21 protein-coding genes and 1 pseudogene are annotated in these 24,896 nt (G+C 39.1%); 14 read left to right on the top strand and 8 right to left on the bottom strand.

Features of this window, described 5'->3' with window-relative positions; genetic code table 11:
* Positions 1-32 precede the first annotated feature (32 nt).
* Positions 33-923 carry a type 2 periplasmic-binding domain-containing protein gene (locus tag AAEZ22_RS10720; protein ID WP_231617964.1) on the top strand — a complete coding sequence of 297 codons (891 nt, stop codon included), beginning with the start codon at positions 33-35 and terminating at the stop codon, positions 921-923.
* Complete coding sequence (locus AAEZ22_RS10715; protein WP_197182293.1) at positions 920-1,867, top strand: hypothetical protein; 948 nt, start codon at positions 920-922, stop codon at positions 1,865-1,867. The genes AAEZ22_RS10720 and AAEZ22_RS10715 overlap by 4 nt, the downstream gene beginning before the upstream one ends.
* 393 nt (positions 1,868-2,260) lie before the next feature.
* On the opposite strand, the gene ushA is transcribed toward AAEZ22_RS10715, so the two are convergent.
* Positions 2,261-3,877 carry a bifunctional UDP-sugar hydrolase/5'-nucleotidase UshA gene (ushA, locus tag AAEZ22_RS10710; protein WP_197182294.1) on the bottom strand — a complete coding sequence of 539 codons (1,617 nt, stop codon included), beginning with the start codon at positions 3,875-3,877 and terminating at the stop codon, positions 2,261-2,263.
* An 82-nt stretch (positions 3,878-3,959) separates the two neighbouring features.
* Positions 3,960-4,139, bottom strand: coding sequence for a hypothetical protein (locus AAEZ22_RS10705; protein WP_041454917.1), 180 nt, complete (start codon positions 4,137-4,139; stop codon positions 3,960-3,962).
* 249 nt (positions 4,140-4,388) lie between these two features.
* On the opposite strand from AAEZ22_RS10705, the gene AAEZ22_RS10700 reads away from it, so the two are divergent.
* Positions 4,389-5,111, top strand: coding sequence for a peptidylprolyl isomerase (locus tag AAEZ22_RS10700; protein ID WP_197182295.1), 723 nt, complete (start codon positions 4,389-4,391; stop codon positions 5,109-5,111).
* A gap of 71 nt (positions 5,112-5,182) precedes the next feature.
* Here the strand turns inward: AAEZ22_RS10700 and AAEZ22_RS10695 are convergent, their stop codons facing one another.
* On the bottom strand, positions 5,183-5,602 hold the full coding sequence (locus AAEZ22_RS10695) for an MAPEG family protein (RefSeq protein WP_086995727.1): 420 nt from the start codon (positions 5,600-5,602) through the stop codon (positions 5,183-5,185).
* A 176-nt stretch (positions 5,603-5,778) separates the two neighbouring features.
* Between AAEZ22_RS10695 and AAEZ22_RS10690 the strand changes: the two genes are divergently transcribed.
* Positions 5,779-8,661, top strand: coding sequence for an insulinase family protein (locus AAEZ22_RS10690; RefSeq protein ID WP_352297220.1), 2,883 nt, complete (start codon positions 5,779-5,781; stop codon positions 8,659-8,661).
* Positions 8,662-8,721: 60 nt separating this feature from the next.
* Here the strand turns inward: AAEZ22_RS10690 and AAEZ22_RS10685 are convergent, their stop codons facing one another.
* The gene (locus AAEZ22_RS10685; RefSeq protein ID WP_011329979.1) at positions 8,722-10,104 is read right to left on the bottom strand and encodes a Na+/H+ antiporter NhaC family protein; all 1,383 of its coding nucleotides are present in this window, start codon (positions 10,102-10,104) and stop codon (positions 8,722-8,724) included.
* A 334-nt stretch (positions 10,105-10,438) separates the two neighbouring features.
* On the opposite strand from AAEZ22_RS10685, the gene AAEZ22_RS10680 reads away from it, so the two are divergent.
* The gene (locus AAEZ22_RS10680; protein WP_089369217.1) at positions 10,439-10,945 is read left to right on the top strand and encodes a GNAT family N-acetyltransferase; all 507 of its coding nucleotides are present in this window, start codon (positions 10,439-10,441) and stop codon (positions 10,943-10,945) included.
* A gap of 16 nt (positions 10,946-10,961) precedes the next feature.
* On the opposite strand, the gene AAEZ22_RS10675 is transcribed toward AAEZ22_RS10680, so the two are convergent.
* The 4 genes from AAEZ22_RS10675 to AAEZ22_RS10660 all read right to left on the bottom strand — a co-directional run bounded on the left by AAEZ22_RS10675 (position 10,962) and on the right by AAEZ22_RS10660 (position 15,430).
* Positions 10,962-11,576, bottom strand: coding sequence for a PqiC family protein (locus AAEZ22_RS10675; protein ID WP_350550785.1), 615 nt, complete (start codon positions 11,574-11,576; stop codon positions 10,962-10,964).
* Positions 11,576-13,231 carry an intermembrane transport protein PqiB gene (gene pqiB, locus AAEZ22_RS10670; protein WP_193038797.1) on the bottom strand — a complete coding sequence of 552 codons (1,656 nt, stop codon included), beginning with the start codon at positions 13,229-13,231 and terminating at the stop codon, positions 11,576-11,578. The genes AAEZ22_RS10675 and pqiB overlap by 1 nt, the downstream gene beginning before the upstream one ends.
* Positions 13,228-14,457, bottom strand: coding sequence for a paraquat-inducible protein A (locus AAEZ22_RS10665; RefSeq protein ID WP_197182297.1), 1,230 nt, complete (start codon positions 14,455-14,457; stop codon positions 13,228-13,230). Before AAEZ22_RS10665 ends, pqiB begins: the two co-directional genes overlap by 4 nt.
* A gap of 157 nt (positions 14,458-14,614) precedes the next feature.
* On the bottom strand, positions 14,615-15,430 hold the full coding sequence (locus AAEZ22_RS10660) for an acyl-CoA thioesterase (protein ID WP_011329984.1): 816 nt from the start codon (positions 15,428-15,430) through the stop codon (positions 14,615-14,617).
* A 254-nt stretch (positions 15,431-15,684) separates the two neighbouring features.
* Here AAEZ22_RS10660 and dnaK point away from each other — a divergent pair, with 254 nt between their 5' ends.
* The 9 genes and pseudogenes from dnaK to AAEZ22_RS10615 form a co-directional block, all read left to right on the top strand.
* Positions 15,685-17,601: a molecular chaperone DnaK gene (dnaK, locus tag AAEZ22_RS10655; RefSeq protein WP_011329985.1), complete on the top strand. Its 1,917-nt coding sequence runs from the start codon at positions 15,685-15,687 to the stop codon at positions 17,599-17,601.
* A 189-nt stretch (positions 17,602-17,790) separates the two neighbouring features.
* A complete protein-coding gene (gene dnaJ / locus AAEZ22_RS10650; protein WP_182677957.1) occupies positions 17,791-18,933 on the top strand; it encodes a molecular chaperone DnaJ in 1,143 nt (380 codons plus the stop codon).
* Between the two features lie 77 nt (positions 18,934-19,010).
* Complete coding sequence (ybaK, locus tag AAEZ22_RS10645) at positions 19,011-19,472, top strand: Cys-tRNA(Pro) deacylase (protein WP_086995751.1); 462 nt, start codon at positions 19,011-19,013, stop codon at positions 19,470-19,472.
* Positions 19,473-19,528: 56 nt separating this feature from the next.
* Entirely contained in the window at positions 19,529-19,780 is a 252-nt protein-coding gene (locus tag AAEZ22_RS10640) for a hypothetical protein (RefSeq protein WP_041454920.1), read from the top strand.
* Positions 19,781-19,944: 164 nt separating this feature from the next.
* The gene (locus AAEZ22_RS10635; RefSeq protein WP_041454922.1) at positions 19,945-20,208 is read left to right on the top strand and encodes a CBU_0592 family membrane protein; all 264 of its coding nucleotides are present in this window, start codon (positions 19,945-19,947) and stop codon (positions 20,206-20,208) included.
* 149 nt (positions 20,209-20,357) lie between these two features.
* The gene (locus tag AAEZ22_RS10630; protein ID WP_352297215.1) at positions 20,358-22,088 is read left to right on the top strand and encodes a sensor histidine kinase; all 1,731 of its coding nucleotides are present in this window, start codon (positions 20,358-20,360) and stop codon (positions 22,086-22,088) included.
* Positions 22,081-23,445: a sigma-54-dependent transcriptional regulator gene (locus AAEZ22_RS10625; protein ID WP_011329990.1), complete on the top strand. Its 1,365-nt coding sequence runs from the start codon at positions 22,081-22,083 to the stop codon at positions 23,443-23,445. Before AAEZ22_RS10630 ends, AAEZ22_RS10625 begins: the two co-directional genes overlap by 8 nt.
* Positions 23,446-23,633: 188 nt before the next feature.
* Complete coding sequence (locus AAEZ22_RS10620; protein ID WP_197182332.1) at positions 23,634-24,593, top strand: porin; 960 nt, start codon at positions 23,634-23,636, stop codon at positions 24,591-24,593.
* A gap of 11 nt (positions 24,594-24,604) precedes the next feature.
* Positions 24,605-24,835, top strand: a pseudogene (locus tag AAEZ22_RS10615) (anion transporter); the annotation flags it as partial.
* Positions 24,836-24,896 lie beyond the last annotated feature (61 nt).

Below are 24,896 nucleotides of genomic sequence, written 5' to 3'. Positions count from 1 at the left end.
AATAGGCTAATAATAATATTAGGATGTTTTGTTTGAACATTAAATGCGTCATTTACAATAAAATTCTGTTAATTGTATTTTTATATTTGTTAATTGTTTTGGTGTGGGTGTGCGGTCAACTAAGTGTTGATAGCAGTGAGTTACGCTTTGTAAAATTAATAGAAACATCAATTGAATGCCAAACATCTGCAATTAAAAATGAAAACCAGTTAATCATTTTTGCACCATCAAAAAAAATAGCAGGTACATTAGCACATAGCTTGTGTACCGATGAGGTGGTAGCTAAGCAGTACGGTTCGGTTGTAAGTTACTGGCGCTATAACACGACTGAGAGCTTTGAATTTGTAGGAAAAGGCATTGCCGATCTCATTTTAACTAAAAACAATATTATGGATGCATTTAAAGCCGAGACTACCTATAACTACCAACCTGTAGTTGGGTTTTCTGATTACACTGCATTTTTTATTTCGGCTAAAGAAAAACCTAAAATAACAAAAGAGTACTTTTTGGGTAAGCGTATTGGATTATTAGATTATCCAACCAGTCGCTCAGGCCATACATTGCCCAAGCAAGTATTTAAAGAGTTGGATATTAACCTCGAAAACTTAAATATTATTTATGCCAGCTCTCATGATGCCTTACGTGATTTATTGGCTAACGGAAAAGTAGATATTATAGCTTCGTTTTGGCAAGAAAGTGATACAAACCGCTTTTCAAAAAACTATATTACACCACTAAAAAATAACATTGCAGGCACGCGTTGGTATTTAAAAATGCCACATAATAATACCGATTTATTGTGCTCGGTACAGGCGCATTTATTAGCCATGTCGCAAGAGCAATCTCTTCATTACTATAAAGGTGCGCAGTCATTTTGGCAGTGTGATAATGACGTTGTAACTTATAAGCGAGATGAAATATGAGTAAGCAGTTATTTTCATTTATTACGCTATTCATTTTTTTATTACTTTGTAGCGTATTTTATTACTCAGTAAGCTATAAACAGCAGCAAGTGCAAAAGCTTAATATAGCCACGATAGAAAAACAGGTAGCGTTGGATTTACCTTTACTCGAGCTATCTAATGAACTGCTTAAGTACTCCAGTAATATAGATAATATAAATAGTTATTTAGAGCAGTTAAATTCGCAACTAATCGGCACTAATTTATTATTGTTAAATATTTTCGCTGAAAAAAAGCTATCAACCACATTAACCGGAGCGCAGTTTTTTACGCGTTTAACGACCAGTATTGGCCCTGTTTTTTTAGTTTTTGATATAAAACCACAGCCATGGCCGTGGCGTTATATTTATTATTATGTCGCTATTTTTATTTTAAGTGCTTTTATTAGCCACTGGCTGAAAACGGTTATTACAATAGAGCAAAAAAGTAAGCAATTAGCTACGCTGCAGCCTGAACCTGTTGAGGAAAGTAAATCACCCGTGTTAGTTATTAATCTAAATACTAAGACGGTGTCAGTTAATATTAATCCGCAATACCAAGTATGTTTAGCAAATAAACCACTTAGCTTTTATTTAGCGCTTATTGAATTTTGTAACAATAATAGCGATGTTGTGCTCAGCCATAATAAAGATGTACCTGATGAGCTAATTGAATTAGCTAATAAATATTTTTATCGATTAGTAGAGCTGGGACACACGATCCGCAAGCGCCCTAACTTTAATAATAGCCTTGAAAAAACATTGAGCGAAATACGCGCGGCGTTAGATGAAGTGTTGAGTGAATACCCGCAACAAAAAGAAATTTTTTATCCGCCTAAGGCATTTGGAGAGGGTTCTCGTTCGCGGCTACACAGTTACGGGTTAGTTAATATTGTTAAAGGCGATTTAGAAATAGTAGGCAAGTAATATTAGGGTCTGTTTATCTTTCAAGGTTGAATTTGCAGCAGTATGTTTGGTATTTAGGCAAGGCAGAGCCTATGTGATGTGGTTATTCCCCATAAATAGGCGATAACGTAGCATCAATGCCAAACATGCGCTGCCCGAAGGGTTCTGCCTAGGGGCGATTGACTCTTTGTTGCCTACATGGATGTAGGTAAGGGGCGTGAGCAGGACGCGGAAGCTTTGCTTGGTTTTTTTACTTATTCTTACATGAATGTAAGCCAGTAGAATAATGCAGGAGCAGTTATCGAGCCCACTAGGTTACAAACCTCACGCCGTGATTAAATCGCCCCTAGTTTGAACAAATTTTAATCCGCAAAGGTCAACAGACCCTCGTTCCTACTATCTCCAAAATATAGATTATTTAGGGGCAAACTGGGCCGCATCTATTGGGCTGTGCTCTGCAAAAAAACGCTTCAATGCGTTAGAGTCTGTTTCATCAGTAACTACAAAACCTTTTGCTGTGGTTAGTGCAGGGTAGCCATCACCACCTGAGGCGTTAAAGTTATTAATGCTCATACGGTAAGTTTTACTTTTATCTAATGCTTGCCCATTTATTAATACCTTTACTAAGGTGTTGTTTTTATGCTCAAACGATAATTTGTGGTACTGCATGTAAGCGCCTGAATCAGGCGGGAAACGCGTTACAACTTCTAAATATTGCCATAAATCTTCTCCTGCAATATCGATATAAGCCACTCGATTTTGAAACGGTTGGGCTTTTAAAATATCTTTATAACTTACTTCGCCTGCAGCAATACTGTCGCGTACACCGCCGCCACTCATAATACCAAAGTCAGCATCGGTACTGTTCATTTGCGCTTGAATAATAACGCGAGCTAAATTTGTTTGTTGGTAGCGTACTTTATTACGATCGCCCTCAAGTCTGGCATTTACATAACCAATTTTACCTTCAATTTGTTTAGCGCCTTTTTCCTGATACTCGGCTAAAAATGCGTTTAACTGTGGGTTAGGTGTAATGTACTCGTTAGCTAATACACTCGACGTTGTGCCATCCGGGTGTTGTTTATCAACATATAAATTAACGGGTAGCAGTTTATAATTTAAGAGGGTTAGCTGGCCATTTTCAAGCTTAAACTCGGCTTTACCAACATATTTACCCCATTCGTGGGCTTGCATTATCCAAGTGCCATTTTGTTGATCGGGCGTGCAGGCTAGGCCGGGTTTAAAGTTATCGTCATTTACGTTTTTAGCCGCCATACATACAGGCTCTTGAGAGTGACCACCGATGATCATATCTAAGGTGTTAGTTGGCAGTGAGCGCGCAAGTGTTACATCTCCAGGCGCATTAATTGCGTGGCTGGCATCCACATAATGCCCCATATGAGTGAGCGCAATAGTAATGTCGGGGTTATATTGTGCTTTAATTTTTTGTGCTAATTGTGCCGTGATTTCGATTGGATCTTTAAACTCTAATTGGCGAATATATTCGGGATTACCTATTTTGGCTGTATCAGTGGTGGTTAAACCTATAACAGCAATACTCAGCCCATTTTTATTAAATACTTTATAGCTATCAAATACATTTTTACCGGTCGATTTTTCAAATATATTTGCCGATAAAAAAGGAAAGTTAGCCCATTGCTGTTGCTTTTTAAGCACGCTCATCGGGTTATCAAATTCATGATTTCCAAGGGCCATCGCATCATAACCAATTAACGACATACCTTTAAAGTCAGGCTCAGCGTATTGTAAATCTGACTCTGGAATGCCGGTATTTATATCGCCACCTGAGAGCAGCAGTACTGTATGCCCCTGCGCGATTGCTTTATTGCGTAGCGAGTCAATCAGGGTTTTACGGGCAGCCATGCCATACTCACCTTTTTCATTGTGCCAAAAGCGACCATGGTTATCGTTAGTATGCAGTACGGTTAAATATTGTGGGGCGGGGCTAGTGAGTGTAGTACTACACCCAAGTAGACTAAAAGCAATGACAAACAAAAAAATTATGCGCATAAAACACCTATTGATTAAAAGCACTTACGTTTATTGGCGCATAGTTTAACTAGTTTGCTACAAAAACACACTTTTACATTCTTTAATCACACTTTAATTTTTTAGTAGCAGCTAACTCTCTACGTTTTAGCTCTTCGCTGGCATATCTGGCTTTTTGATGATTAATACCTACCATCCAGATTAAAAAACTAGCAGGTAAGCGTGTGTAGGGCTCTCCCTTATGTAAACCAAAATCACAAATTTGGTTGTTTTTTTCTGACATTACAATTCTCCATTTACGAATTTGCAGAGGAATCATAACAAAAATAAAACAATTTATAAGTGCATTTTCATTAAACAGCGTTTTTACAAGGATAAGTTCAGTAGGAAGGTGATGAAATGTAATTAAGTTGTAACCGACTTGGTTTGAATTGTATCAGGGGCTATTTTGCAGTCGATTTTTAGTCTTACTCGCATTACTCTAAGTATCACTAAACTCTACACTTAAATAAAATAATAATAGGGAAAAACGATGAAAAAGCTTTTATTAGCCTCGTTACTTAGCGCAGTAAGCTTTGCCAGCTCAGCAACTATTGTCGAAATTAAAACCAGTCAAGGTATTATCAAAGTAAACTTATTTGATCAACAAACACCTAAAACGGTCGCTAATTTTTTAAGTTATGTTGGCGATGCAGCTTATAATCAAACTGTTATTCATCGCTCAGTAAAAGATTTTATTATTCAAGGGGGCGGTTTTACCTACTCTGATGGTTTTGATCGAATTACAACCAAGCCAGCAGTCATTAACGAACCTATTTACTCTAATGTTAAAGGCACGATTGCCATGGCTAAATTAGGTGGAAACCCTAATAGTGCAACCAGCCAATGGTTCTTTAACTTAAAGGATAATAGTGCAGGTAATCCTAAATTAGATACGCAAAATGGTGGCTTTACCGTGTTCGGTCAAATTATGGATGACAGCCAAGCGACTTTAGATAAAATTGCAGCTTTAGTACACTGTGAGGAAGTACCAGTAGTTGGCATCACTAAAGATCAATGTGCAACGATCAGTAATGTGAACCTTGTAAGCATTGATAATATGTATGTGTTGGATGACGACCCTAATACCGCACACGATTTATCACCGGTTGAAAATACGTTGATAGGTAAAATGAGTAATGATTCAAGCGGTAGTATGGCTTGGTTACTAGGGGCTTTATTATTAGTGTTACCACGTTTAAAACGCGCTAAATAACAAATACTTAAAATAAAGAAACCCCGCTATGGGTGTTAAATAGCGGGGTTTTTAGTTGTTTAATGTAAGAGTTAAAACAGTAATACCCGCCAAATTATTACCAGCCATAACGCAAATACACTGCCACAGCCTATTAAGAATAGATTAAAGCGTATTCTTATTTTATTACTGCCTAAGTGAACAACGCTATGTAAAATACGCGAAATCACAAACAGCCAAGCTAAAACAGCCACCAGAATGCTTGCACTATTGAGTTGCATTGCAAGTAAGCACCCAGCATAAAACAACACGGGTATTTCAAATTGATTGGTAAAGTTTCTATCAGCAACACGCACATTGTCACCTGCATTATCTAAACGCATAGTGGCAAAGTCGGTTAAATTGATGTGTTTATTTTTAGCTGCGGCAAAACGTCTTTTACCCATAATAATCATTACAATGAGTGAGAGTAAAACTTGGGCGAACATAGCTAAAATGATCAACTTTTCCATGGTTTTTCCTTATTATTATTTGAATTAGTTGCAGTATGCAGGTGTTTTTCACAATGTGTTACACAATTAACGGATAAATTGTGGCAAAACATTAATCTAAAATGTTAATTTAGGCTGTAAATAGCTTTTTAAATAAGCGTAGATCGCAGTTGCGACATACTTTTAATGGAAATAAAATGAAAAAAATTATTGGCTTTAGTGCCATTGCACTTGCTGTACTAAGCGGTTGTTCAAATACATCATCTGTATCTCAAGCACCTCAAACTGTTTTATTATCAGACTCGCTGGTTGTAAGCCCTAATGATAATCGCGAATATAAAACGCTTAAATTAGCTAACGACATTGAAGTTATTTTAGTATCAGACCCCAGTGCTGAAAAATCAGCCGCGGCATTAAGTGTTGGAGTGGGTTTATTACATGACCCAATGAGCCAACAAGGCATGGCCCATTATTTAGAGCATATGCTGTTTTTAGGCACAGAGCGCTACCCAGATACTAAAGGGTACTCTGACTTTATGACCAAAAATGGTGGCGCACACAACGCCTATACTTGGCTCGATATTACCAACTATATGTTTAAAATTAACAACGATGCGTTTGATGAAGGGTTAGATCGTTTTGCTGATTTTTTTAAAGCACCCAAGTTATACCCTGAATACACAGACAAAGAAAAAAATGCAGTAAATGCAGAGTGGTCAATGCGCCGCGAAATGGACTTTTTTGGGCAGTTTAAACTAGCGCGTAAAATGATGGGTGACCACCCAGCTAACCGTTTTTTAATTGGCAACCTAGAAACCTTAGGTGACAAAGAAGGCAGCTCATTACACAAAGAAACAGTTGATTTTTATAATAAATACTACTCTTCAAATATTATGAAAGTAGCGCTTATTTCTAATTTGCCAATTGCGGCAATGGAGCAAAAAGCACAAAAATACTTTGCTGATATTAAAAATAAAAACATCGAAAAACCAACAGTAACCGCCAAGCTTAACTTTGATAATGCCGGTGGTAAGCGCGTGTTTTATGCCCCTAATGAAGATGTAAAACAGTTACAACTTGATTTTACCATTAGCAATAACAATAACGAATTTGCACTCAAGCCTAATCGCTTTGTGGCCTACTTATTAAGTAATGAAATGCCTGGCAGTCCAGCGCAAATATTACGTGATAAGGGGTGGGTATCGCAATTGTCAGCATCGGCAGTGCCAACCCACTATGGCAACTACGGGTCGTTAAACGTTAACGTAGAGCTTACCGATACAGGCATGCAAAATCGTGAAACGATAGTGGCGACTATAATGCAGTATATTGAATTGATTAAAAAAGAGGGCGTTGATAGTAAATACTTTAACGAAATTCGTACCTCGTTAAATAATCAATTTAAGTTTTTAGAAAAAGGTGATGAGTTTAACTATGTAAGTACATTGACTCAAAGCATGCAAGACTACCCGTTAAATCATGCCATTAATGCGCCTTATTATTACGCTAAGTTTGATGCAGACTCAGTAAATAAAGTGCTTAAACAATTAAATGCCGACACTTTACGCATTTGGTATGTATCGCAGCAAGAAGAAACCGACTCACAGCTTCACTTTTACGACGGTAAATACCGCATTAGTGACATAAGCGCACAGGAAGTTGCAAGTTGGAACAAAGCGAGCCAGTTTAATTTAGCGCTACCGAGCGTAAATAACTTATTACCAGAAAATTTTGCTATTAAAACCCAAGCATTTAAACAGCAAAAATCCCCAGAGCTTGCTTATGATAAAAATGGCGTGAAAATATGGCGTCAGGCAAGTCAAAAATTTGCCGAGCAACCAAAGGGACTTGTTGAAGTTTATATAAATACCCAGCCGGGGCTAAACGATGTAAAAGCGGAGGTTTTATACTCTGTTTGGGCCGATCTGTACAACATACAGCAAAGCCAACTAAGCACTGAGGCTGCTATTGCAGGTATGAGCGTAAACCTTGCACCAAGTAATGGTTTAGTTTTGTCTATGAGTGGCTTTACAGATAAGCAAAATGTACTGCTTAAACAAGCATTAAGTGGGTTAAACAGTGATATTAGTGGGCAAGCATTTAACCAAGCTGTAGATCGTTTTAAACGTAATTTACTTAACCAGCAAAAACAATTTCCTTACGCGCAAGCATTTGCTGAATATACAAAATTAAGCCGTACCGGTAGCTTTGATACTGATACTTTAATTAGCACAGCCAACACTTTAACTTTAGCTGATTTTAATGCTTTAAAACAAAACACCTTTGCTAATAACGATTTACGCGTATTTAGTTATGGTAACTATAACCAGCAAGACATAGCAGCAATAGCATCCGAGCTGAGTGCTATTTTGCCAAGTAACTATAAACACACTGAGTTTGCGCGAAGTGAAGCATGGTTACCACAACCAGGTGAAACCATAGTGTTACAAAAAGATATAGATGTAGCCGATGTAGCCGTGGTTGATATGACAGTTCATCCAACACCGGGTTACAAACAAAAAGCACAAGCTGCCGTGCTACAAGGGCATTTTAGAACCATTGCATTTGATAAAATGCGTACCGAGGAGCAACTTGCGTATGCCGTTGGTGCGTTAGCTCGCCCCATTGAGGATTACTCAGCGATTGGTTTGTTTATTCAAACACCAGTAAAAGGGCCAAAAGAAATACAAACGCGTTTTGATCTGTTTAAAAAAGAGTATGCAATTGAGCTCGACAACATGAGTGAGGAGACGTTTGCACAGCTTAAAAATGCCACGTTAGTATCGCTTAAAGAGCAACCTAAAAACTTAAGTGACGAAATGAGCCCACTATTAAATGATTGGTATCGTGAAAACTTTAATTTTGATTCAAAGCAACAGTTAATAAATGAAGTTGAGAAAGTAACGCTTAGCGATATTAAAGACTATTACCAACAAACAATGCTTAACCCTAATGCGGCACGTTTAAATGTGCAATTACGCGGGACTAAGTTTATAGAAAGTGACTTCGCCGATTTACCAAATCAAACAAAAATCACCACGCTAGATGCCTATTACAATGGTATTAAACTACAAAAATAAGCTTTATTTATACAGCTAAAAATAAACCCCAATGTATTGCTACATTGGGTTTTTTTTAATTTAAGCCATTAATAAAAAGCCTATCACCGCAAGTGCTGCAGCAATAAGCGTATAAGGCAATTGTGTAACAGCGTGGCTCATTAAGTTACAGCCAGCGCCTTGGGCTGCTAATACCGTTGAGTCTGAATAAAAACATGCTTGGCTGCCAAACGATGATGCTGATAATAACGCGCCAATGACTAATGGAATATTAGCATCTACCGCCGTTGCCAGCGGCATAACAATAGGAATAGACACAGCAAATATTCCCCAGCTTGAGCCCGTTGCAAATGCTAAAACAGACATTGCAATAAATACCACTGCAGGCAAGTAACCCGCGGTCATGTATGGGCTTAAACTATTAATAACATATTGCGGCAAGCCAATTAAATCGCACACATCTTTAAATATAAACGCGGCTATAACCGTGCCTATAGCCGGTATCATGCTTTTAAATCCATCGAGCATACGTTCAATCATTTCACTAAACGACATTAATTTTTGTAACGCATAAAATGGCAAAATTATAGCCATAGTGGCCAGTAAACCTTTATAAACGTCTATCTCAAAGTAAACGGTAAAGCCGACTAATAAAATAATAGGCAATAAAAAGTTATGTAATTTACCTTTAGGATCAGCATCTTCAAAATTTTCTTCTACTGCTTTTACCGCGTACTCGTCTGCTGTTTGTACTTCACTGTATTGCGCCGGATCGACTTGTGCTTGCTCAATTTGTGCCATCTGTTCTGCTTTTTTCATTGGGCCAAAAGCAGGGATCACTCCAAGTACCACTAACAGCACAACGAGTACCGCAAACCATGCGTAAAACATATACGGAATAGCCTGAATATAAACAGCAATGCCTTTACCTTCTTCAGCAATACCGTTATCTACAAGTAAACCACCAAAAAATACCGCCCACGTAGATAGGGGCACAAGTACGCAAATTGGTGCCGCAGTTGAGTCGACAACGTAGGCTAGCATTTCGCGGCTTACTTTAAATTTATCGGTAATGCGTTTCATGGTTTCACCCACAGTAAGCGCATTTAAATAGTCATCAATAAAAATAACTAATCCAAGGCAAAAGGTCATAAATAATGAAGAGCGTTTGCCCTTAGTGTATTTAAGTGCCAACTTACCAAATGCAGAAGCACCACCGGTACGGACTAATAAGGCGATTAACGCACCAAAACCACCACACACTAATATTAGCCAGCCAATGGTTTCGTCACTCATTACTTTAAGTGAGGTGCTGGCAAAATTAGCCAATACCTGCGAGGGATCAGCCATTATGAGCCCAACAAGGGCACCAATTAATAAAGATAAAATAGGGCGGCGTAGTACTACAGCCAAAATAACTACCACTAAAGGCGGCAGTAAGCTTAACGCAGAAGGTTCAAGCATTTAAGTATTCACAAAATTAAAAGCATATTTAAAAATTTAAACTGCTTAACAAAAACAAAGAAGATGATAAGTTAGTTGTCTTATCACTTTCCAAGTCACTGCTTTTGCACGCGATATCACTAGGGAACTGTTATTTTAAATTAATAATCAGCAGTAATATGCGTTGGCTTGGCGCCAGACGGTGCAAGGAGTGCAACCGCTTTTGTTATGCCTATAAAAACATCGGCGCAAAAGTAATCTGCTTTACATCTTCAGTCAACAAATAAATGCTTTAATTGACTCATTTTTATAATTTAGGTGACTATAGCGCTACAAACCAAAAGGATAACAATACATGCGAAGGCAATTTAATACCGAGCGATTAATTATTCGCCATGCTGTTGAAGCAGATGCTGGCGATTTATTAAAGTTAGTAAATCAAAAAAGTTTTATAAAATACATTGGGGATAAAAAAATTTATACCCTTGAGGATGCTATAACCTATATTAAGCAAGCTTTTAGTGAGGCGCACCAATCGCAAGGGTTTGGCCCTTATGTGATCACTTTAAAAAATCAGCAGTTAGTGGGGGTTGTTGGTTTTTATAGCCGTGCAATGTTGCAGCACCCCGATATAGGGTTTGCGTTATTAACAGCGTTTGAAAAACAAGGGTATATTTACGAAGCTGCAAAAGCGTTAGTTGAAAATAAAAGTATATATGGCATTAATAAATTATGCGCCATTACCTCAATAGATAATAGCGCATCACAAAATGTGTTAATTAAGCTTGGCTTTAAGCCACAAGGGCAAGTAATAATAGATAAAGAAAGCCGCAGCGTTGTTTCTTTATTTTTATATCATTAAATAATTTTAGTAATGATTATTTAAACCGCGTTTGTTCAATTTGCTTGGCTACTGCTAGGTTGATTTCTTGCCAGGTTTTTTCAAGCGTTGCTACTAGCGCATCATAGCCGTCACCGTCGAGTTGCGTTACATTAGCAAAATTGTGCAAACTTAATAAGCGTCGGCCTGTTTCGGGATGGGTATAATATAAACGCCATAGCCCAGATATATCTGCGTTGCCTTGTAGGTCGCCATTAAAATGATGAATTTCATATTCTAATTCATAAAAAGTTTGTTGATCTAGCTCGGTGATCACCGGTAAACCTTTTATTACCATCCAGTTAGGTAGGGCATTAAAGAGTGTTTGTTGGGCACTTACGGTGAGCATCGAATCAGGTGACTCACCCCATAAGTGATAGTTTGCTGCATGAATTTGATTGTGATCTATTCTCATAGCAATGCCGCGATTATTTAAGGCACCTCTCAGTACAACTGTTTGTACTCTTAATTGCGCATCAGTTGCACTTACATCTCTAGAGGAGGCAACAATAGGTTGTTCAAACTGATAATACGCGATGGCAGTTTGAATTGATGAACTACAACCGCTAAGCAGTAAAACGAGTAAAATAACAAAAAAAGATGATTTAACCATTATTGCTTCCTTGGTTTTGGGTCTGCGGGTAATGCTTTATCAAATATAAACATATTAGGCTGCTCATTTAGGCCTTTAGTTAGCGGCTGTAGCTGCTCACTTAAACGTTTAAACTCTTGTAAGGTTTGCTGTAGCTGATTATTAAACTGCGAACCTGCTTGATAGCTGGCCATGGTTTTATCAAATTGGCGCATAGTGACTTCAAATTGTTCCATACTCTTAGTCATTTTTTTGAAATTTTGATTAAAGTCACCCGGTAAATTTTGTGTGTCTTTTTGGTTTAGCAAATCGCGCATGTCGTTGGCCAACCCTTGGTAGTCGCTAAAAGTGGCTTGCATTTGTGCTAAGCTATCTTCGATTTTTAACTCGTTTACCTTATTAAGTACATCAGAAACCTGATCGGCTAATACAGTAATACCGCTAGATATACTTGGAAAAACATCATATTGAGCCAGTTTTTCTAGTTTTGCATCAGGCGCATCGGTATAAATGTCAAAGTCGACATACACAGCACCGGTAAGTAAATTACCTGGTTTAAGCGAAGCGCGCATACCATTGCTTACCCAGCCATTTAAACTCGTTTGCCAATACTCTTTAGCTAAATCGTTATCGTGGTACAGGCGCCCATATTCTATTTTAATAAGCACAGGTACAGCCGTATTTTGGTTTTTAAAGTGAGCTGGTTTGCCGTTAATAATCACATTGGCAGGGGCTTCTACTACTGTACCAATTCGAGTTCCTCGGTATTCAACCGGAGCGCCAGCGCGCAGGCCGCGAATTGATTGCTCAAACTCAATAAGATAGTAGTCAAAGTCGTAAAAGCGCTCTTCTAGTGCTTCTTTATAGCTTTGACTAAGCGAAAAGCTATGCTCATTTTGGGCAATATCGCCAGGTGCTTGTTGATCGGGTAAGCCCACCGATATACCGCCTTTTAAAAGTTTACTAAGCGATCCGGTATTAATGTTTATGCCATCAGCAGAAAGGTCAATTTCTATACCTGAGTTAACCCAAAAAATAGAATTTAAGGTGATCAGGTTTTCGTAGGGTGCTTTAATAAAAATACCGTACTTCATGGCTTGGTTTTTCCAATCAAATGTCGCGGTTTCTATTTGCCCAATTTTATAGTTTTTGAAAAATATACCGGTACTTACTTCAAGTACCTCAGCGTTGTAGCTCAATAACTTAAAGCGTCCGCCTTTAACATCTTTACCGATTAAGGCCGGCTCGTCTTGTAGTTCAAACTTTTCTTTTTTCTTTTTACTTTCTCCAGGCGAAAACTCTAAATATACACCTGATAAAAGCGTACTCATGCCACTAATGCCGGTTTCATCTATACGCGGTTTTACCACCCAAATTTTGGCATCTTCGGTGAGTAAGTTATCGTAGTTTTTATCTATTTGAGCGCGGGCAATAACACTGTCTTGCGAGTCGGATAAACGCACATGATCTATTTGGCCAATTTTAACACTGCGTACTTTAATTTCGGTTTTTCCCGCAACTATCCCCTCCGCTTGTGGCATGGTTATATAAATAGTGGGGCCTAAATTAGTTTGGTATTGATAAAGCATCCAAACACCCACAAACAGGGCAATAACGGGAATAATCCAAATTGCAGAAATTTTTGATTTTTGTGTAATATTAGCGGTTTCGGTCATGCATTATTCTCTGCGTTATTATTTTTAGGTGAATCCCATAGCAAACGTGGGTCAAAGGCGTGAGCTGCCATCATTTGACATAGTACCATAACAGTAAAAAAGGCAACGCCTAAGCCGGGCGTTACCGACATTAAGTTACCCAATTGTACCAAAGCAACTAAAATGGCCACAACAAACACATCAATCATAGACCATTTCCCAATAAATTCAGTTAGTTGATAAATACGTGTATACCCTATGGTGTGATCATTTGCGGGTTTGGCAACCATAAAGCACAAAAAGCTCAATACTAAAGCCTTTGCAAGTGGGACTACAACACTGGCAATAAATATAATCATGGCAATAGGGTATGAGCCATTTTGCCACAGTGCAATAACACCAGCAATTAAGGTTGAAGGGCTTTCATCACCTAAACTGGTGGTATACATAATGGGTAAAACATTGGCTGGAATATAGCAAATAATAGAGGTAATTAACCAAGCCGTAGCTTTTTGTACACTGTTGGGGTTTCTAAGATAGGTTTTACTATGGCAACGATTACAAACACTTTGCGTGCATAGTTGATGGCACACATGGCAAGCTTTTATATCGTTATCAATGGCGCGGTGAGTAAGGTTTATATTTTCAAGTTTTTCTACTGGGCCAATTTGTGCCCACAAGCGGGGGCGGTTTAAATGTGTTAACGCACTAATATATAAAATAACAAAGCCCACATAAGCCCAAAAGCTCACCCCAAAACTAATATCGGCGAGAGACATTATTTTAACCATACTGACAAGTACGCCAATGAGAAAAATCTCCGACATAATCCAAGGTTCAAGCGCTAGGGTAAATTTTAATAATCGTCGAGCAATACCTTGAGGTAGCGCTCTAAGCGCGCCTAAATGTAATGGTATTAGTATAATAAGTAAGCTCATAGGCAGGGCTATAATACTTAAATCAATAAATAGCCCTAACAAGTTACTATCGTAATTAAATAAAATACGCGCGGCATCGGGCAAGGTTATAGTTTGCGTAATACCGCTGCTGCTAAACGAAATAAAAGGATAAAACATGCTGCTGAGTAGCATTAACAAGGCACTAAAGCTCAGGGCTACAACTCGGCTGTCGTGATCTGTATCTGAGTCAGAAACCTTATGCCCGCAATGGGGGCACGTTGCGACATTTTTAGCCTCAACCAGGGGGACCTCAATAATATAGTCGCAACAAGGACACGCTATTTGCAAAGTGTTCGCTTAGAATTAAACAAAGAGTTAAATTTTGCTATAATTATCGCCTAAATACAAATGTTATAACTGTTGTTGAGCGTAATTAATTATTAGTTAAGAGTGCATTGCAGTGGCACTCGCTACATTATATATAGCTAATACCACTGCTTATACATCAATCAAATAATGCCACTGTTTGGCGAGTAAGGGCAATCAGCTCACCCGATTGCGACCAAATACAGCCGTCTTCTAAGCCGTAACCACCTTTTGCATGATGGGTAATTGCTTCAAAGCCCAACCATTGACCAGGAGTTAAGTTAGGCGCTTGCACAAACTCTAAATACCACGACATACTACTAGCAGGCGCTGGTTGTTTAAACATTTGTAATAAGGTAGGAGGCCATGCATCGGTTAGCGCTATAACATGTGCTTCTGTAATGGCCGCTGGAGTTTCTTTAAAGCGCATCCACCCACCTAAATGGGAGGTTTCTGCACTGCTAAAAGGCATAGCACCTTGTTGTGGGCATAAATCAACATGTTGAAAAAACTCCGGCATTTGCCCTTGTATAAATGGCAATGTATGGCGCTCATTAACTTCTTGTAAGCCTAACGACTTTGCAACGGGTACATTAATAGCTGAGTTGCGGTTACTAGCAAAGCAGGCTTGTACAATGACACACACTTGTTCATTTTGAATTGCTTTGGCCAGTACTTGAGTACTACTTTTGCCTTCACGCAGTATTTCTACAGATAAAGAAAATGGCGTATCGGCAAGCAGCGGGCCAACAAAGTTAGTACTTAAAGATAATAACCGGCGCTCACTATTTACTTGAGCTCTCATTGCTTGATATAAAAGTGCTGCAGATAACCCACCAAAAGCGGTGCGCCCTTGGCACCAATTAGCTTCAAACTGCATGGTGTTTGCCACATTATTAGTGTCGTCTTGATTATTAATATTAGCGGCTTGTTGCAGTAAATGATCGAAATTCATTAGTTAGCGTGTCCTTAAAAGTACGAATTACTAAATATATAACACAGCCAAACTTGTCAGACCAGCAATTAAAGTTCAATACAAACGGCGTAAAAACCAGCGTTGCTAGCAAATATTGCACTTTATTTAGCTTATTTTGTAAAAAAATCAAAAAAAATGATATTTTTTTCATTTTTACAGTTGAATTAAGTTTGCAGCATCCCTATTAACTAGTCATCGAACGTATTAACGAATATTGAAGTTGGAGAAATTTCATGGGTAGAATTATTGGAATAGACTTAGGTACTACAAACTCTTGTGTTGCAGTACTTGATGGTGGCAAAGCACGTGTTATTGAAAACGCGGAAGGCGATCGCACAACCCCGTCTGTTATTGCTTATACGCAAGACGGTGAAACTTTAGTTGGTCAGCCAGCTAAACGTCAAGCGGTTACTAACCCAACAAACACAGTATTTGCTATTAAGCGTTTAATTGGTCGTCGTTTTGAAGACGAAGAAGTACAGCGCGATATCGGCATCATGCCATTTAAAATTGTTAAAGCCGATAACGGTGATGCATGGGTTGAAGCGGGCGGCGAAAAACGCGCTGCACCACAAATCTCTGCTGAAATCCTGAAAAAAATGAAGAAAACGGCTGAAGACTTCTTAGGTGAAGCAGTAACTGAAGCAGTTATCACAGTACCGGCATACTTTAACGATTCACAGCGTCAAGCTACAAAAGATGCGGGTCGTATTGCTGGCCTTGAAGTTAAACGTATCATCAACGAGCCAACTGCTGCAGCACTTGCTTACGGCATGGACAAAAACCGTGGTGAAAACATTGTTGCAGTATACGACTTAGGTGGCGGTACTTTCGATTTATCAATTATTGAAATTGATGAAGTTGAAGGCGAGCACACGTTTGAAGTACTTGCTACAAATGGTGACACGCACTTAGGTGGTGAAGATTTCGATAACCGCGTAATCAACTACCTAGTAGCTGAATTTAAGAAAGACCAAGGTCTAGACTTAAAAACTGACCCACTTGCAATGCAACGTGTTAAAGAAGCAGCTGAAAAAGCGAAGATTGAACTATCTTCTGCACAATCTACAGAAGTAAACCTTCCGTATGTAACTGCAGATGCGACAGGTCCTAAGCACATGAACGTGAAACTAACACGTGCTAAGCTTGAGTCACTTGTTGAAGACTTAGTAACTAAGTCAATTGAACCATTAAAACGTGCACTTGCTGATGCTGATTTATCAGTAAGCGACATCAACGACATTATTCTTGTTGGTGGCCAAACACGTATGCCTTTAGTACAAAAAACAGTTGCTGAGTTCTTTGGTAAAGAGCCACGTAAAGATGTTAACCCTGATGAAGCTGTTGCAGTAGGCGCGGCAATTCAAGGTGGTGTACTAGCTGGTGACGTTAAAGACGTACTATTACTAGACGTTTCTCCATTATCTCTAGGTATTGAGACAATGGGCTCGGTAATGACAGCACTAATTGAGAAGAACACCACGATTCCTACTAAGAAATCGCAAACTTTCTCAACAGCTGAAGATAATCAGTCTGCAGTAACAATTCATGTACTGCAAGGTGAGCGTAAGCGTTCAAGCGACAACAAATCTCTAGGTCAATTTAACCTAGAAGGTATTCGTCCAGCACAACGTGGTACACCACAAATCGAAGTAACATTCGATGTGGATGCCGATGGTATCTTACATGTATCTGCTAAAGATAAAGATACAGGTAAAGAGCAAAAAATTACGATTCAAGCATCTTCAGGCTTAAGTGATGAAGAAGTTGAACAAATGATTCGTGATGCTGAAGCGCATGCTGAAGATGACAAAAAATTCGAAGAGCTAGTAGCGACTCGTAACCAAGCAGATGCAATGGTTCACGGTACACGCAAGCAAATTGAAGAAGCTGGCGATGCACTTCCAAGTGAAGACAAAGAAGCGATTGAAGCGGCTGTAGTTGACCTTGAAACTGCTATTAAGAGTGACAAGAAAGACGAAATTGAAGCTAAAACTCAAGCGCTTGCTGAAAAGTCTCAAAAGCTTATGGAAATTGCACAAGCTAAAGCTCAACAAGGTTCAGCTGACGCAGGCGAGCAACAACAATCTGCTAAGCAAGATGACGACGTAGTTGATGCAGAGTTTGAAGAAGTTAAAGACGACAAGTAATTGTTGCTTACGCTTCTAGCTAACACAAAGCACTGTAACTTAGTTAAGTGTTTAAGTTAGAATGAACGATTGAGGCGCGCAGGCAATAGCTTGACGCGCCTTTTGCATGAGAATTAGGTGGTAAATCGATACGATTTATCGGTTTATCAAGCAGCCTAGCTGCAAATAGAAAAGAGTAGTGTGGTAGATATGTCAAAACGCGATTATTACGAAGTCCTCGGCGTAAGCAAAGATGCGAGTGAGCGAGACATTAAAAAAGCGTATAAACGCTTAGCGATGAAATATCATCCAGATCGTACTTCAGGCGACAAAGAGCTTGAAACAAAGTTTAAAGAAGTAAAAGAAGCTTACGAGATATTAACTGACGCGCAAAAACGTCAAACTTACGACCAATACGGCCATGCAGCTTTTGAGCAAGGTGGCGGCGGTGGTGGTCATGGTGGTTTTGGCGGCGGTCATGGCGACTTTGGCGATGTTTTTGGTGATGTTTTTGGCGATATTTTTGGTGGCGGCGGTGGTCGACGTCAATCTCGTCAGCAACGTGGATCTGATTTGCGTTACAACATGGACTTAAGCTTAGAAGAAGCGGTTCGTGGTAAAGAAGTCGAAATTAAAATACCAACCTGGGTAGGTTGTGATCCATGTGATGGCAGCGGTGCAAAGGCTGGCTCTAAGCCTAAAACATGTACTACGTGTCATGGTGCTGGGCAAGTACAAATGCGCCAAGGCTTTTTTGCTGTTCAGCAAACGTGTCCTACGTGTCAGGGGCAAGGTCAGATTATATCTAACCCTTGTGACAGCTGTCATGGACAAGGCCGCGTAGAAAAAACGAAAACCTTATCGGTTAAAATTCCTGCGGGTGTTGATACCGGCGATCGTATTCGCTTAACTGGCGAAGGCGAAGCGGGAATGCATGGTGCGCCTTCTGGCGACTTGTACGTGCAAGTATCTGTTCGTGAACACCGTATTTTTGTACGTGACGCAAATAACTTACATTGTGAAGTTCCTATTAGCTTTACTACAGCGGGTCTTGGTGGCGAAATTGAAGTGCCAACACTTGATGGTCGCGCTAAGCTTAAAATTCCTTCTGAAACACAAACGGGCAAAATGTTCCGTATGCGTGGCAAAGGCGTTAAATCTGTTCGCAGTGGTGCAATAGGCGACTTAATTTGTAAAGTGGTTATTGAAACACCAATAAACCTGAACGAACGTCAGCGTGAATTATTAAAAGAATTAGAAGAAAGCATGGGCAAAGATAGCTCAAAAAACCGTCCTAAAGAGCAAGGCTTTTTTGATGGTGTTAAAAAGTTTTTTGATGATTTAACTAAATAATTAATGTGTTTTATAATATTAAACGGCGCTTTTTAGAGCGTCGTTTTTTTTTGCTTAAAATAATAGCGTAGCAACATATGACACCAGCAATAGAGTTACTGAAAAAACAAAAAATTGGTTTTGAATTATTAAGCTATGAGCACGATCCAAACACCACTAACTTTGGCCTTGAAGCAGCCCAAAAGCTCAACCTTAATAGGGATCAGGTGTTTAAAACCATAGTGCTGGAAAACCAAGATGGACAGCTCATAGTCGCCATTACACCTGTTTCTCAGCAAGTTAACTTAAAGCTGCTTGCCTCATTGTGTGGCGCTAAAAAGGTAGCTATGGCTGCGGCAAAAAAAGTGCAAGCAAGCACAGGTTATGTATTAGGAGGCGTGAGCCCATTGGGACAAAAAAAACGTCTTGCTACTTTTTTGCACAGCAGCGCTGCACAATTTGCATGTATTTATGTAAGTGCCGGTAAACGAGGCTTAGACATTGCAATTAACCCCCATGAGTTAGCCAAATTAACAGCAGCAGTGTTGGGGGAGTTTTAATCAGCATTGATTTTATAACGCTTAGTTAATTAAATTACTGCAAAAATGGAGGACAAATGGCAAAGCCAAATAAAAAAGGGCCAACCAAAACGGTCGATATATTTTGCTCAAGCTGCAGGGCACCTTTATTTAAGTATCGTAAAGGGGGAAAAGGTGCGTTAGTTAAATGTTTTATTGAGCGCATTAGCCAAGATTATACTAAGCAGCCTTGTATTTGCCCAAAATGCGAACGCCCATTTGCGCGGCCCGCGATTATTAAAGGCACTGCTGCGTATAAAATGATTGGTGGAAAAGTTACTTTTAAATAAGGCATCTGTTTATTTCAATATTCCGATTAGGGCGGACATAAGCCCTTGATTGAATTTGCTACATTGATAAACTTAACCGGTTTTGCTGTTTCAATGATTGAAAAATACCCTCCCCACGGATCGGGCCAGTCAATTGGGTTTTTAAAATGGAAAAGGATAGACGTGTGATTGCACTTTTATTTGATATTGTAGGTATGACGGGTACTGCTTTAGTAGTGGGTTCATTTTTTTTGTTACAACTAAATAAAGTATCACCAGCGAGTTTGCTTTATAACATGATGAACTTAACCGGCGCTATATTGCTGCTTATTAGTCTTTGTTATAACTTTAATTTAGCCAGTTTTGTAATTGAAATATTTTGGATTGCAGCCTCTTTAATTGGTTTATATAAATATGTTAAAAATAAACCAAAGCTAGGCAAAGCTTAATTATACTTTTATACCGTGAAATTGCCTTATTTCACGGTTTTTATGTTTTTAATACAATTGTTAACAAAAAGTTTATATCTCTCTTTGCATTATGCAGATAAACTATACCCCATTATTAATAGCTAACATTACCCGTTTTATAGGCGTTTATGTTCTTCATTCCTAAAAAAATTATTTTCGCATTTTTATTGCTACTCTTGTTGTTAACAGTCACTTTTTGGTTTGGTCGAATACATGACTTAGAGCAAGCAAAAAAACAAGCCGACCAACAAGTAAGCCAATTAAATAACTACATTGATAATGAGCTTGCTCGATTTGCTGCGATCCCGCAATTACTCACCAATAACAACTTACTCATTCGCTTTACTAATAACGAAGAAGAGCATTATAGCGCTATTAACAACTACTTAGCGGATATACAAAAAGCCAGTGGCGCATCTGATATTTATATACTTAATACTCAGGGCGAGGTTGTTGCGAGCAGCAATTGGCAGGCCGATTATACTTTTTTAGGTAGTAACTTTTCATTTCGACCGTATTTTAAACAAGCATTTGCGGGTGAAAAGGTAGCTTATTTTGCGCTTGGTCAGCGTTCAAAAGAGCGTGGATTATATTTTTCGCAGGCTATTTATCATGAAGGTAAAGCAATTGGGGTTGTGGCGCTAAAAGTAAATGTTGCTAAATTTGAAGACTACAGATCGCTGCTTAATACGGCAGCAGGTAGTCATTTTTATTTACAATTAGCAGATAATGTTATTGCTATGTCGGATGAGCCTAATTGGCGTTTAAACAGTTTTCAAGAGCTGGATATTGCAGCCAGGCGGGAAATAAATCAACGTCGTGCTTATTTAGACTACCAGCCGGGTCTTATTCCTTTACAACAATTTAATAGCCAAAACATTGCACAATTTAAAATTGCTAAGCGTTTATATGTAGTGGCCTCTAAGCCATTAAAACACTTTAATGCCCAAATGAACGTATTAGTAGATGTTTCTAACATAGCAGCCATGCAGCTACCTCGGTTGTTATGGTTGATGATTTTTTATTGTGTGTTTATTTTTATCGTTTATAGCTTACTTGCACGTTTTGCTGGTTATAAAAAACTACTTTATTCTAGGCACAGTTTAGAGCAAAAAGTGATTGAGCGTACCCAAGCACTTGAAAAAGCTCAAACCGCTTTAGTACAGTCTGCAAAACTTGCCACCATAGGGCAATTAAGCGCAGGCATAAACCATGAAATTAACCAGCCTTTGTGTGCCATGAACGCTTATTTAGCCAGTGCAAAAATATTGCTAAATAAAGGTAAGTTAACAGCATTAAACGAGAACTTAGTCATTATTGAGGGCTTAGTAGAGCGGGTGCATAAAATTGTTGCGCAATTAAAACACTTTAGTAAACCTTCAAAAATGCAACTAAGGCCGCACCCCTTGTCGGCATTATTAAATAACGCTTTAATGATCACTCATTCACAACTAAAACAAGATGATATTAGCGTTATTCCTCCGCAGTTTGAGCAAAATATTACCGTTTTGGTCGATTCGCTTAAGTTTGAACAAGTATTAGTTAACGTTATTACTAATGCATCGCAGGCAATGAGTAACTGCGCAACGCGGCAATTAAGTTTTGAAGTTGAATGCTTTGATGGACGCGTAAAACTGTCGATATTAGATACAGGATCTGGCATAGAACACCATACTTTAGGCTCTATTTTTGAACCATTTTATAGTACCAAGTCGAGTACCGGTTTAGGCCTTGGTTTATCAATATCTAAGCAAATCATCGACTCGTTTGATGGTCGTTTAAGTGCGCATAATCGCCCAGAAGGGGGGGCGCAGTTTATTATTTGTCTTTGGAGTACTGCGGAGTCACAACATGATTGAGCCACTGCTTTGTAAACAGGTAATGGTTATTGATGATGAGGCGATGATCCGCGATTCGTTAAATCAATTACTCACTTTGGAAGGCTACCAAGTTCAATGTTTTAGTGATGGGGCAACGGCGCTTAGTCGCTTAAGCCGAGGCTATAGCGGCGTGGTCCTTAGCGACATTAATATGCCAGCAATGGACGGGCTTACGTTACTTGAGCAAATAAAAGCGTTTGATAGTGAGTTACCGGTTATATTTTTAACTGGGTATGCCGATGTGTCGGTGGCGGTAAAAGCGATGCAGTTAGGCGCTTATGATTTATTTGAAAAACCCCTTAACGAGCATTTAATAGATTGTATTGCTAGAGCGTGCGATAAACGCAGCCTGGTAATGGAAAACCGCGCTCTTAAACGCGCGGTAGAAAAAACCTCAGCGCCGGGTGTGCGTATTTTAGGTGATACGCCTAAAATGCAGCACATGATGAAGCTGCTTAATACTGTGATAGATACTCCTGCAGATATATTAATTGAAGGTGAAACTGGGACTGGCAAAGAGCTGGTTGCACGTTACTTACACGACCACAGTAACCGTTCAAGCTGTCAATTTGTGGCGATTAACTGTGGTGCTGTGCCAGAGCAGCTCATAGAAAGTGAACTGTTTGGTGCTGTAAGCGGTGCATACACTGGGGCCACAAAAAATAGAAAGGGTAAATTTGAATTTGCCCAAGGTGGCACTGTTTTTTTAGATGAAATAGAAAGCACCCCGTTGTCGTTACAAGTAAAGTTACTGCGTGTACTAGAGGAGCGAAAGGTAACGCCGGTTGGCGCTAATCATACCGTTAACTTAGATATTCGCATTGTTGCTGCTACTAAAGTTGATTTGCTGGCATTGGTGAATGAAGGTGGGTTTAGAGCCGATTTATATTATCGCCTTAGTTTGGTCAAAGTAAGCATTCCAGCGCTGCGCGATCGAAAAGCTGATATTCCTTTATTATTTAAGCATTTTAGCTCAATTGCGGCAACGCGGTTTTATAAACCACTTGGGGCATTAAATGTAGAGTTAGAACAACGTTTATTAGCCTATGACTGGCCAGGTAACGTGCGTGAACTAAGAAACCAAGCAGAACGAGCAGTATTGTTAGGGCCTGAATTAGCATTTGCGCAAAGTGATTCAGCTGATCAACAAGTGTTATCACAAGATTTAAGTTTGGCCGAAAAGGTCAGTTATTATGAGCAATCTTTAATAGAAGAAGCGTTAGAGCGTAACCATGGCAGTATAAAAAACACCATGGGCACGCTGCAAATTGCGCGTAAAACCTTGTATGACAAAATGAGTAAATATGGTCTAAATCGGGATATGTTTACTGATTAGGGCATGTAGTAGTGTGTGATAAAGGTGATGTTTTTAAATAAAAGTGTGCGGATATCCGCACACTTTTTTGCTTTAAAAACAGTGTTAATCATTTAACTTGCTGAAATTTATGTTTATTTAGTAGTTGGCCACCATTTTGCTTTAATGGGTGTACAACAATAAGTAGATTCTAATTTTTAGGACACATGATGATAAACAACACACACGTTAAACGCTCTGCGCTTGCTTTATTGTGTAGCATAACTGCCTTACCTAATATGGTATTAGCTGCTGAATATTCTGTGTATGGTAAAGCAGAAGTACAAATAGCTAAAACCGATACAGGCGTTATGCGCTACGCCGATGAAGGCACACAAATAGATGCGCCATTTTCACGCATAGGGATCAAAGGACAACACACACTTAACGAGTACGTTAGCGCAGTATTTAAATACGAAGTACAAGTAAAGGGCTTTGAACATGACGATACTAACGAGCCGTTTGCAGCGCGTAATACCTATTTAGGTTTAAAAGGTGCGTTTGGTGAAATAGTTGTCGGTAGAAACGATACCCGCTTTAAATACTCAGAAGGTAAGCTGGATAATTTTAACGAAACACAAGCCGATATAGCACAAGTTATTGCTGGGCAAGACCGCCTTGGCGATACCATAACTTACACATCAAACTATTGGCATAATGCTCAGTTTTCATTTACTTATGCCCCCAAAGACGATAATAAAGATAACCAAGCGGGTTTTGCCGCTACACTTATTTACGGTGATCGTAATTTAAACAATACGCCATATTATATTTCTTTAAGCCATGTTGACTCACTTAATAATATTAAAGCGAGTCGGATTGCAGGTGTTTATAAGTTTGAGCAGTTACAGCTAGGTGCTTTGTATCAACACTCAGAGTCAATAGATGGCACTAAATCAGGCAATGGCTATGTACTAAGTGCAAGCTATACATTAGATAAATGGGTTCCTAAATTACAGTTTGCAAAAGATGACTCAGCACTGCGTCAAGAGTCAGAAGCCACTCAGTGGAGTACAGGTTTAGACTATATATTTGATAAACAAACCACGGCTTATCTTTTATATACAGACTTAGACTTAGAAGAAAACGCCGATAGCAGCTTAGCGCTTGGTCTTAGGTACAAATTTTAAGGTTTAGATAAATGACACAACAAATTTTGCAAAATAACGCGCCTAAAAACCAATTTAAGCAATGGTTATTACTGCTACTTGGGCCAAGCATAATGCTATTGACCTGTTTACTCGATCCCCCTACGGGCATGTCCAGTGCAGCGTTTAAAACTGCTGGGTTAGCATTTTGGATGGCGTCGTGGTGGGTAAGCGAAGTAGTGCCTATTCCGGCGACTGCTTTATTGCCACTTATAGTTACTCCGTTCCATTAATTAATGTATTTACCTATCTCATTAATACATGGAATATGCTTCTGTTGATCAC

This window comes from Pseudoalteromonas sp. 20-MNA-CIBAN-0454 (genome assembly GCF_040308685.1).
Classification (GTDB): domain Bacteria; phylum Pseudomonadota; class Gammaproteobacteria; order Enterobacterales; family Alteromonadaceae; genus Pseudoalteromonas; species Pseudoalteromonas nigrifaciens.
The sequence above is the reverse complement of the archived record's forward strand: the minus strand, read 5'-3'. Positions and strand labels throughout refer to the sequence as shown.

Coding starts and splice junctions, on each gene's coding strand:
- AAEZ22_RS10680 (WP_089369217.1), top strand. CDS start 10,439: ATGCGAAGGCAATTTAATACCGAGCGATTAATTATTCGCCATGCTGTT.
- AAEZ22_RS10675 (WP_350550785.1), bottom strand. CDS start 11,576: ATGGTTAAATCATCTTTTTTTGTTATTTTACTCGTTTTACTGCTTAGC.
- ushA (WP_197182294.1), bottom strand. CDS start 3,877: ATGCGCATAATTTTTTTGTTTGTCATTGCTTTTAGTCTACTTGGGTGT.
- AAEZ22_RS10715 (WP_197182293.1), top strand. CDS start 920: ATGAGTAAGCAGTTATTTTCATTTATTACGCTATTCATTTTTTTATTA.
- AAEZ22_RS10640 (WP_041454920.1), top strand. CDS start 19,529: ATGGCAAAGCCAAATAAAAAAGGGCCAACCAAAACGGTCGATATATTT.
- pqiB (WP_193038797.1), bottom strand. CDS start 13,231: ATGACCGAAACCGCTAATATTACACAAAAATCAAAAATTTCTGCAATT.
- AAEZ22_RS10695 (WP_086995727.1), bottom strand. CDS start 5,602: ATGGAAAAGTTGATCATTTTAGCTATGTTCGCCCAAGTTTTACTCTCA.
- AAEZ22_RS10630 (WP_352297215.1), top strand. CDS start 20,358: ATGTTCTTCATTCCTAAAAAAATTATTTTCGCATTTTTATTGCTACTC.
- AAEZ22_RS10690 (WP_352297220.1), top strand. CDS start 5,779: ATGAAAAAAATTATTGGCTTTAGTGCCATTGCACTTGCTGTACTAAGC.
- AAEZ22_RS10700 (WP_197182295.1), top strand. CDS start 4,389: ATGAAAAAGCTTTTATTAGCCTCGTTACTTAGCGCAGTAAGCTTTGCC.
- dnaJ (WP_182677957.1), top strand. CDS start 17,791: ATGTCAAAACGCGATTATTACGAAGTCCTCGGCGTAAGCAAAGATGCG.
- AAEZ22_RS10705 (WP_041454917.1), bottom strand. CDS start 4,139: ATGTCAGAAAAAAACAACCAAATTTGTGATTTTGGTTTACATAAGGGA.
- ybaK (WP_086995751.1), top strand. CDS start 19,011: ATGACACCAGCAATAGAGTTACTGAAAAAACAAAAAATTGGTTTTGAA.
- AAEZ22_RS10625 (WP_011329990.1), top strand. CDS start 22,081: ATGATTGAGCCACTGCTTTGTAAACAGGTAATGGTTATTGATGATGAG.
- AAEZ22_RS10620 (WP_197182332.1), top strand. CDS start 23,634: ATGATAAACAACACACACGTTAAACGCTCTGCGCTTGCTTTATTGTGT.
- AAEZ22_RS10685 (WP_011329979.1), bottom strand. CDS start 10,104: ATGCTTGAACCTTCTGCGTTAAGCTTACTGCCGCCTTTAGTGGTAGTT.
- AAEZ22_RS10660 (WP_011329984.1), bottom strand. CDS start 15,430: ATGAATTTCGATCATTTACTGCAACAAGCCGCTAATATTAATAATCAA.
- dnaK (WP_011329985.1), top strand. CDS start 15,685: ATGGGTAGAATTATTGGAATAGACTTAGGTACTACAAACTCTTGTGTT.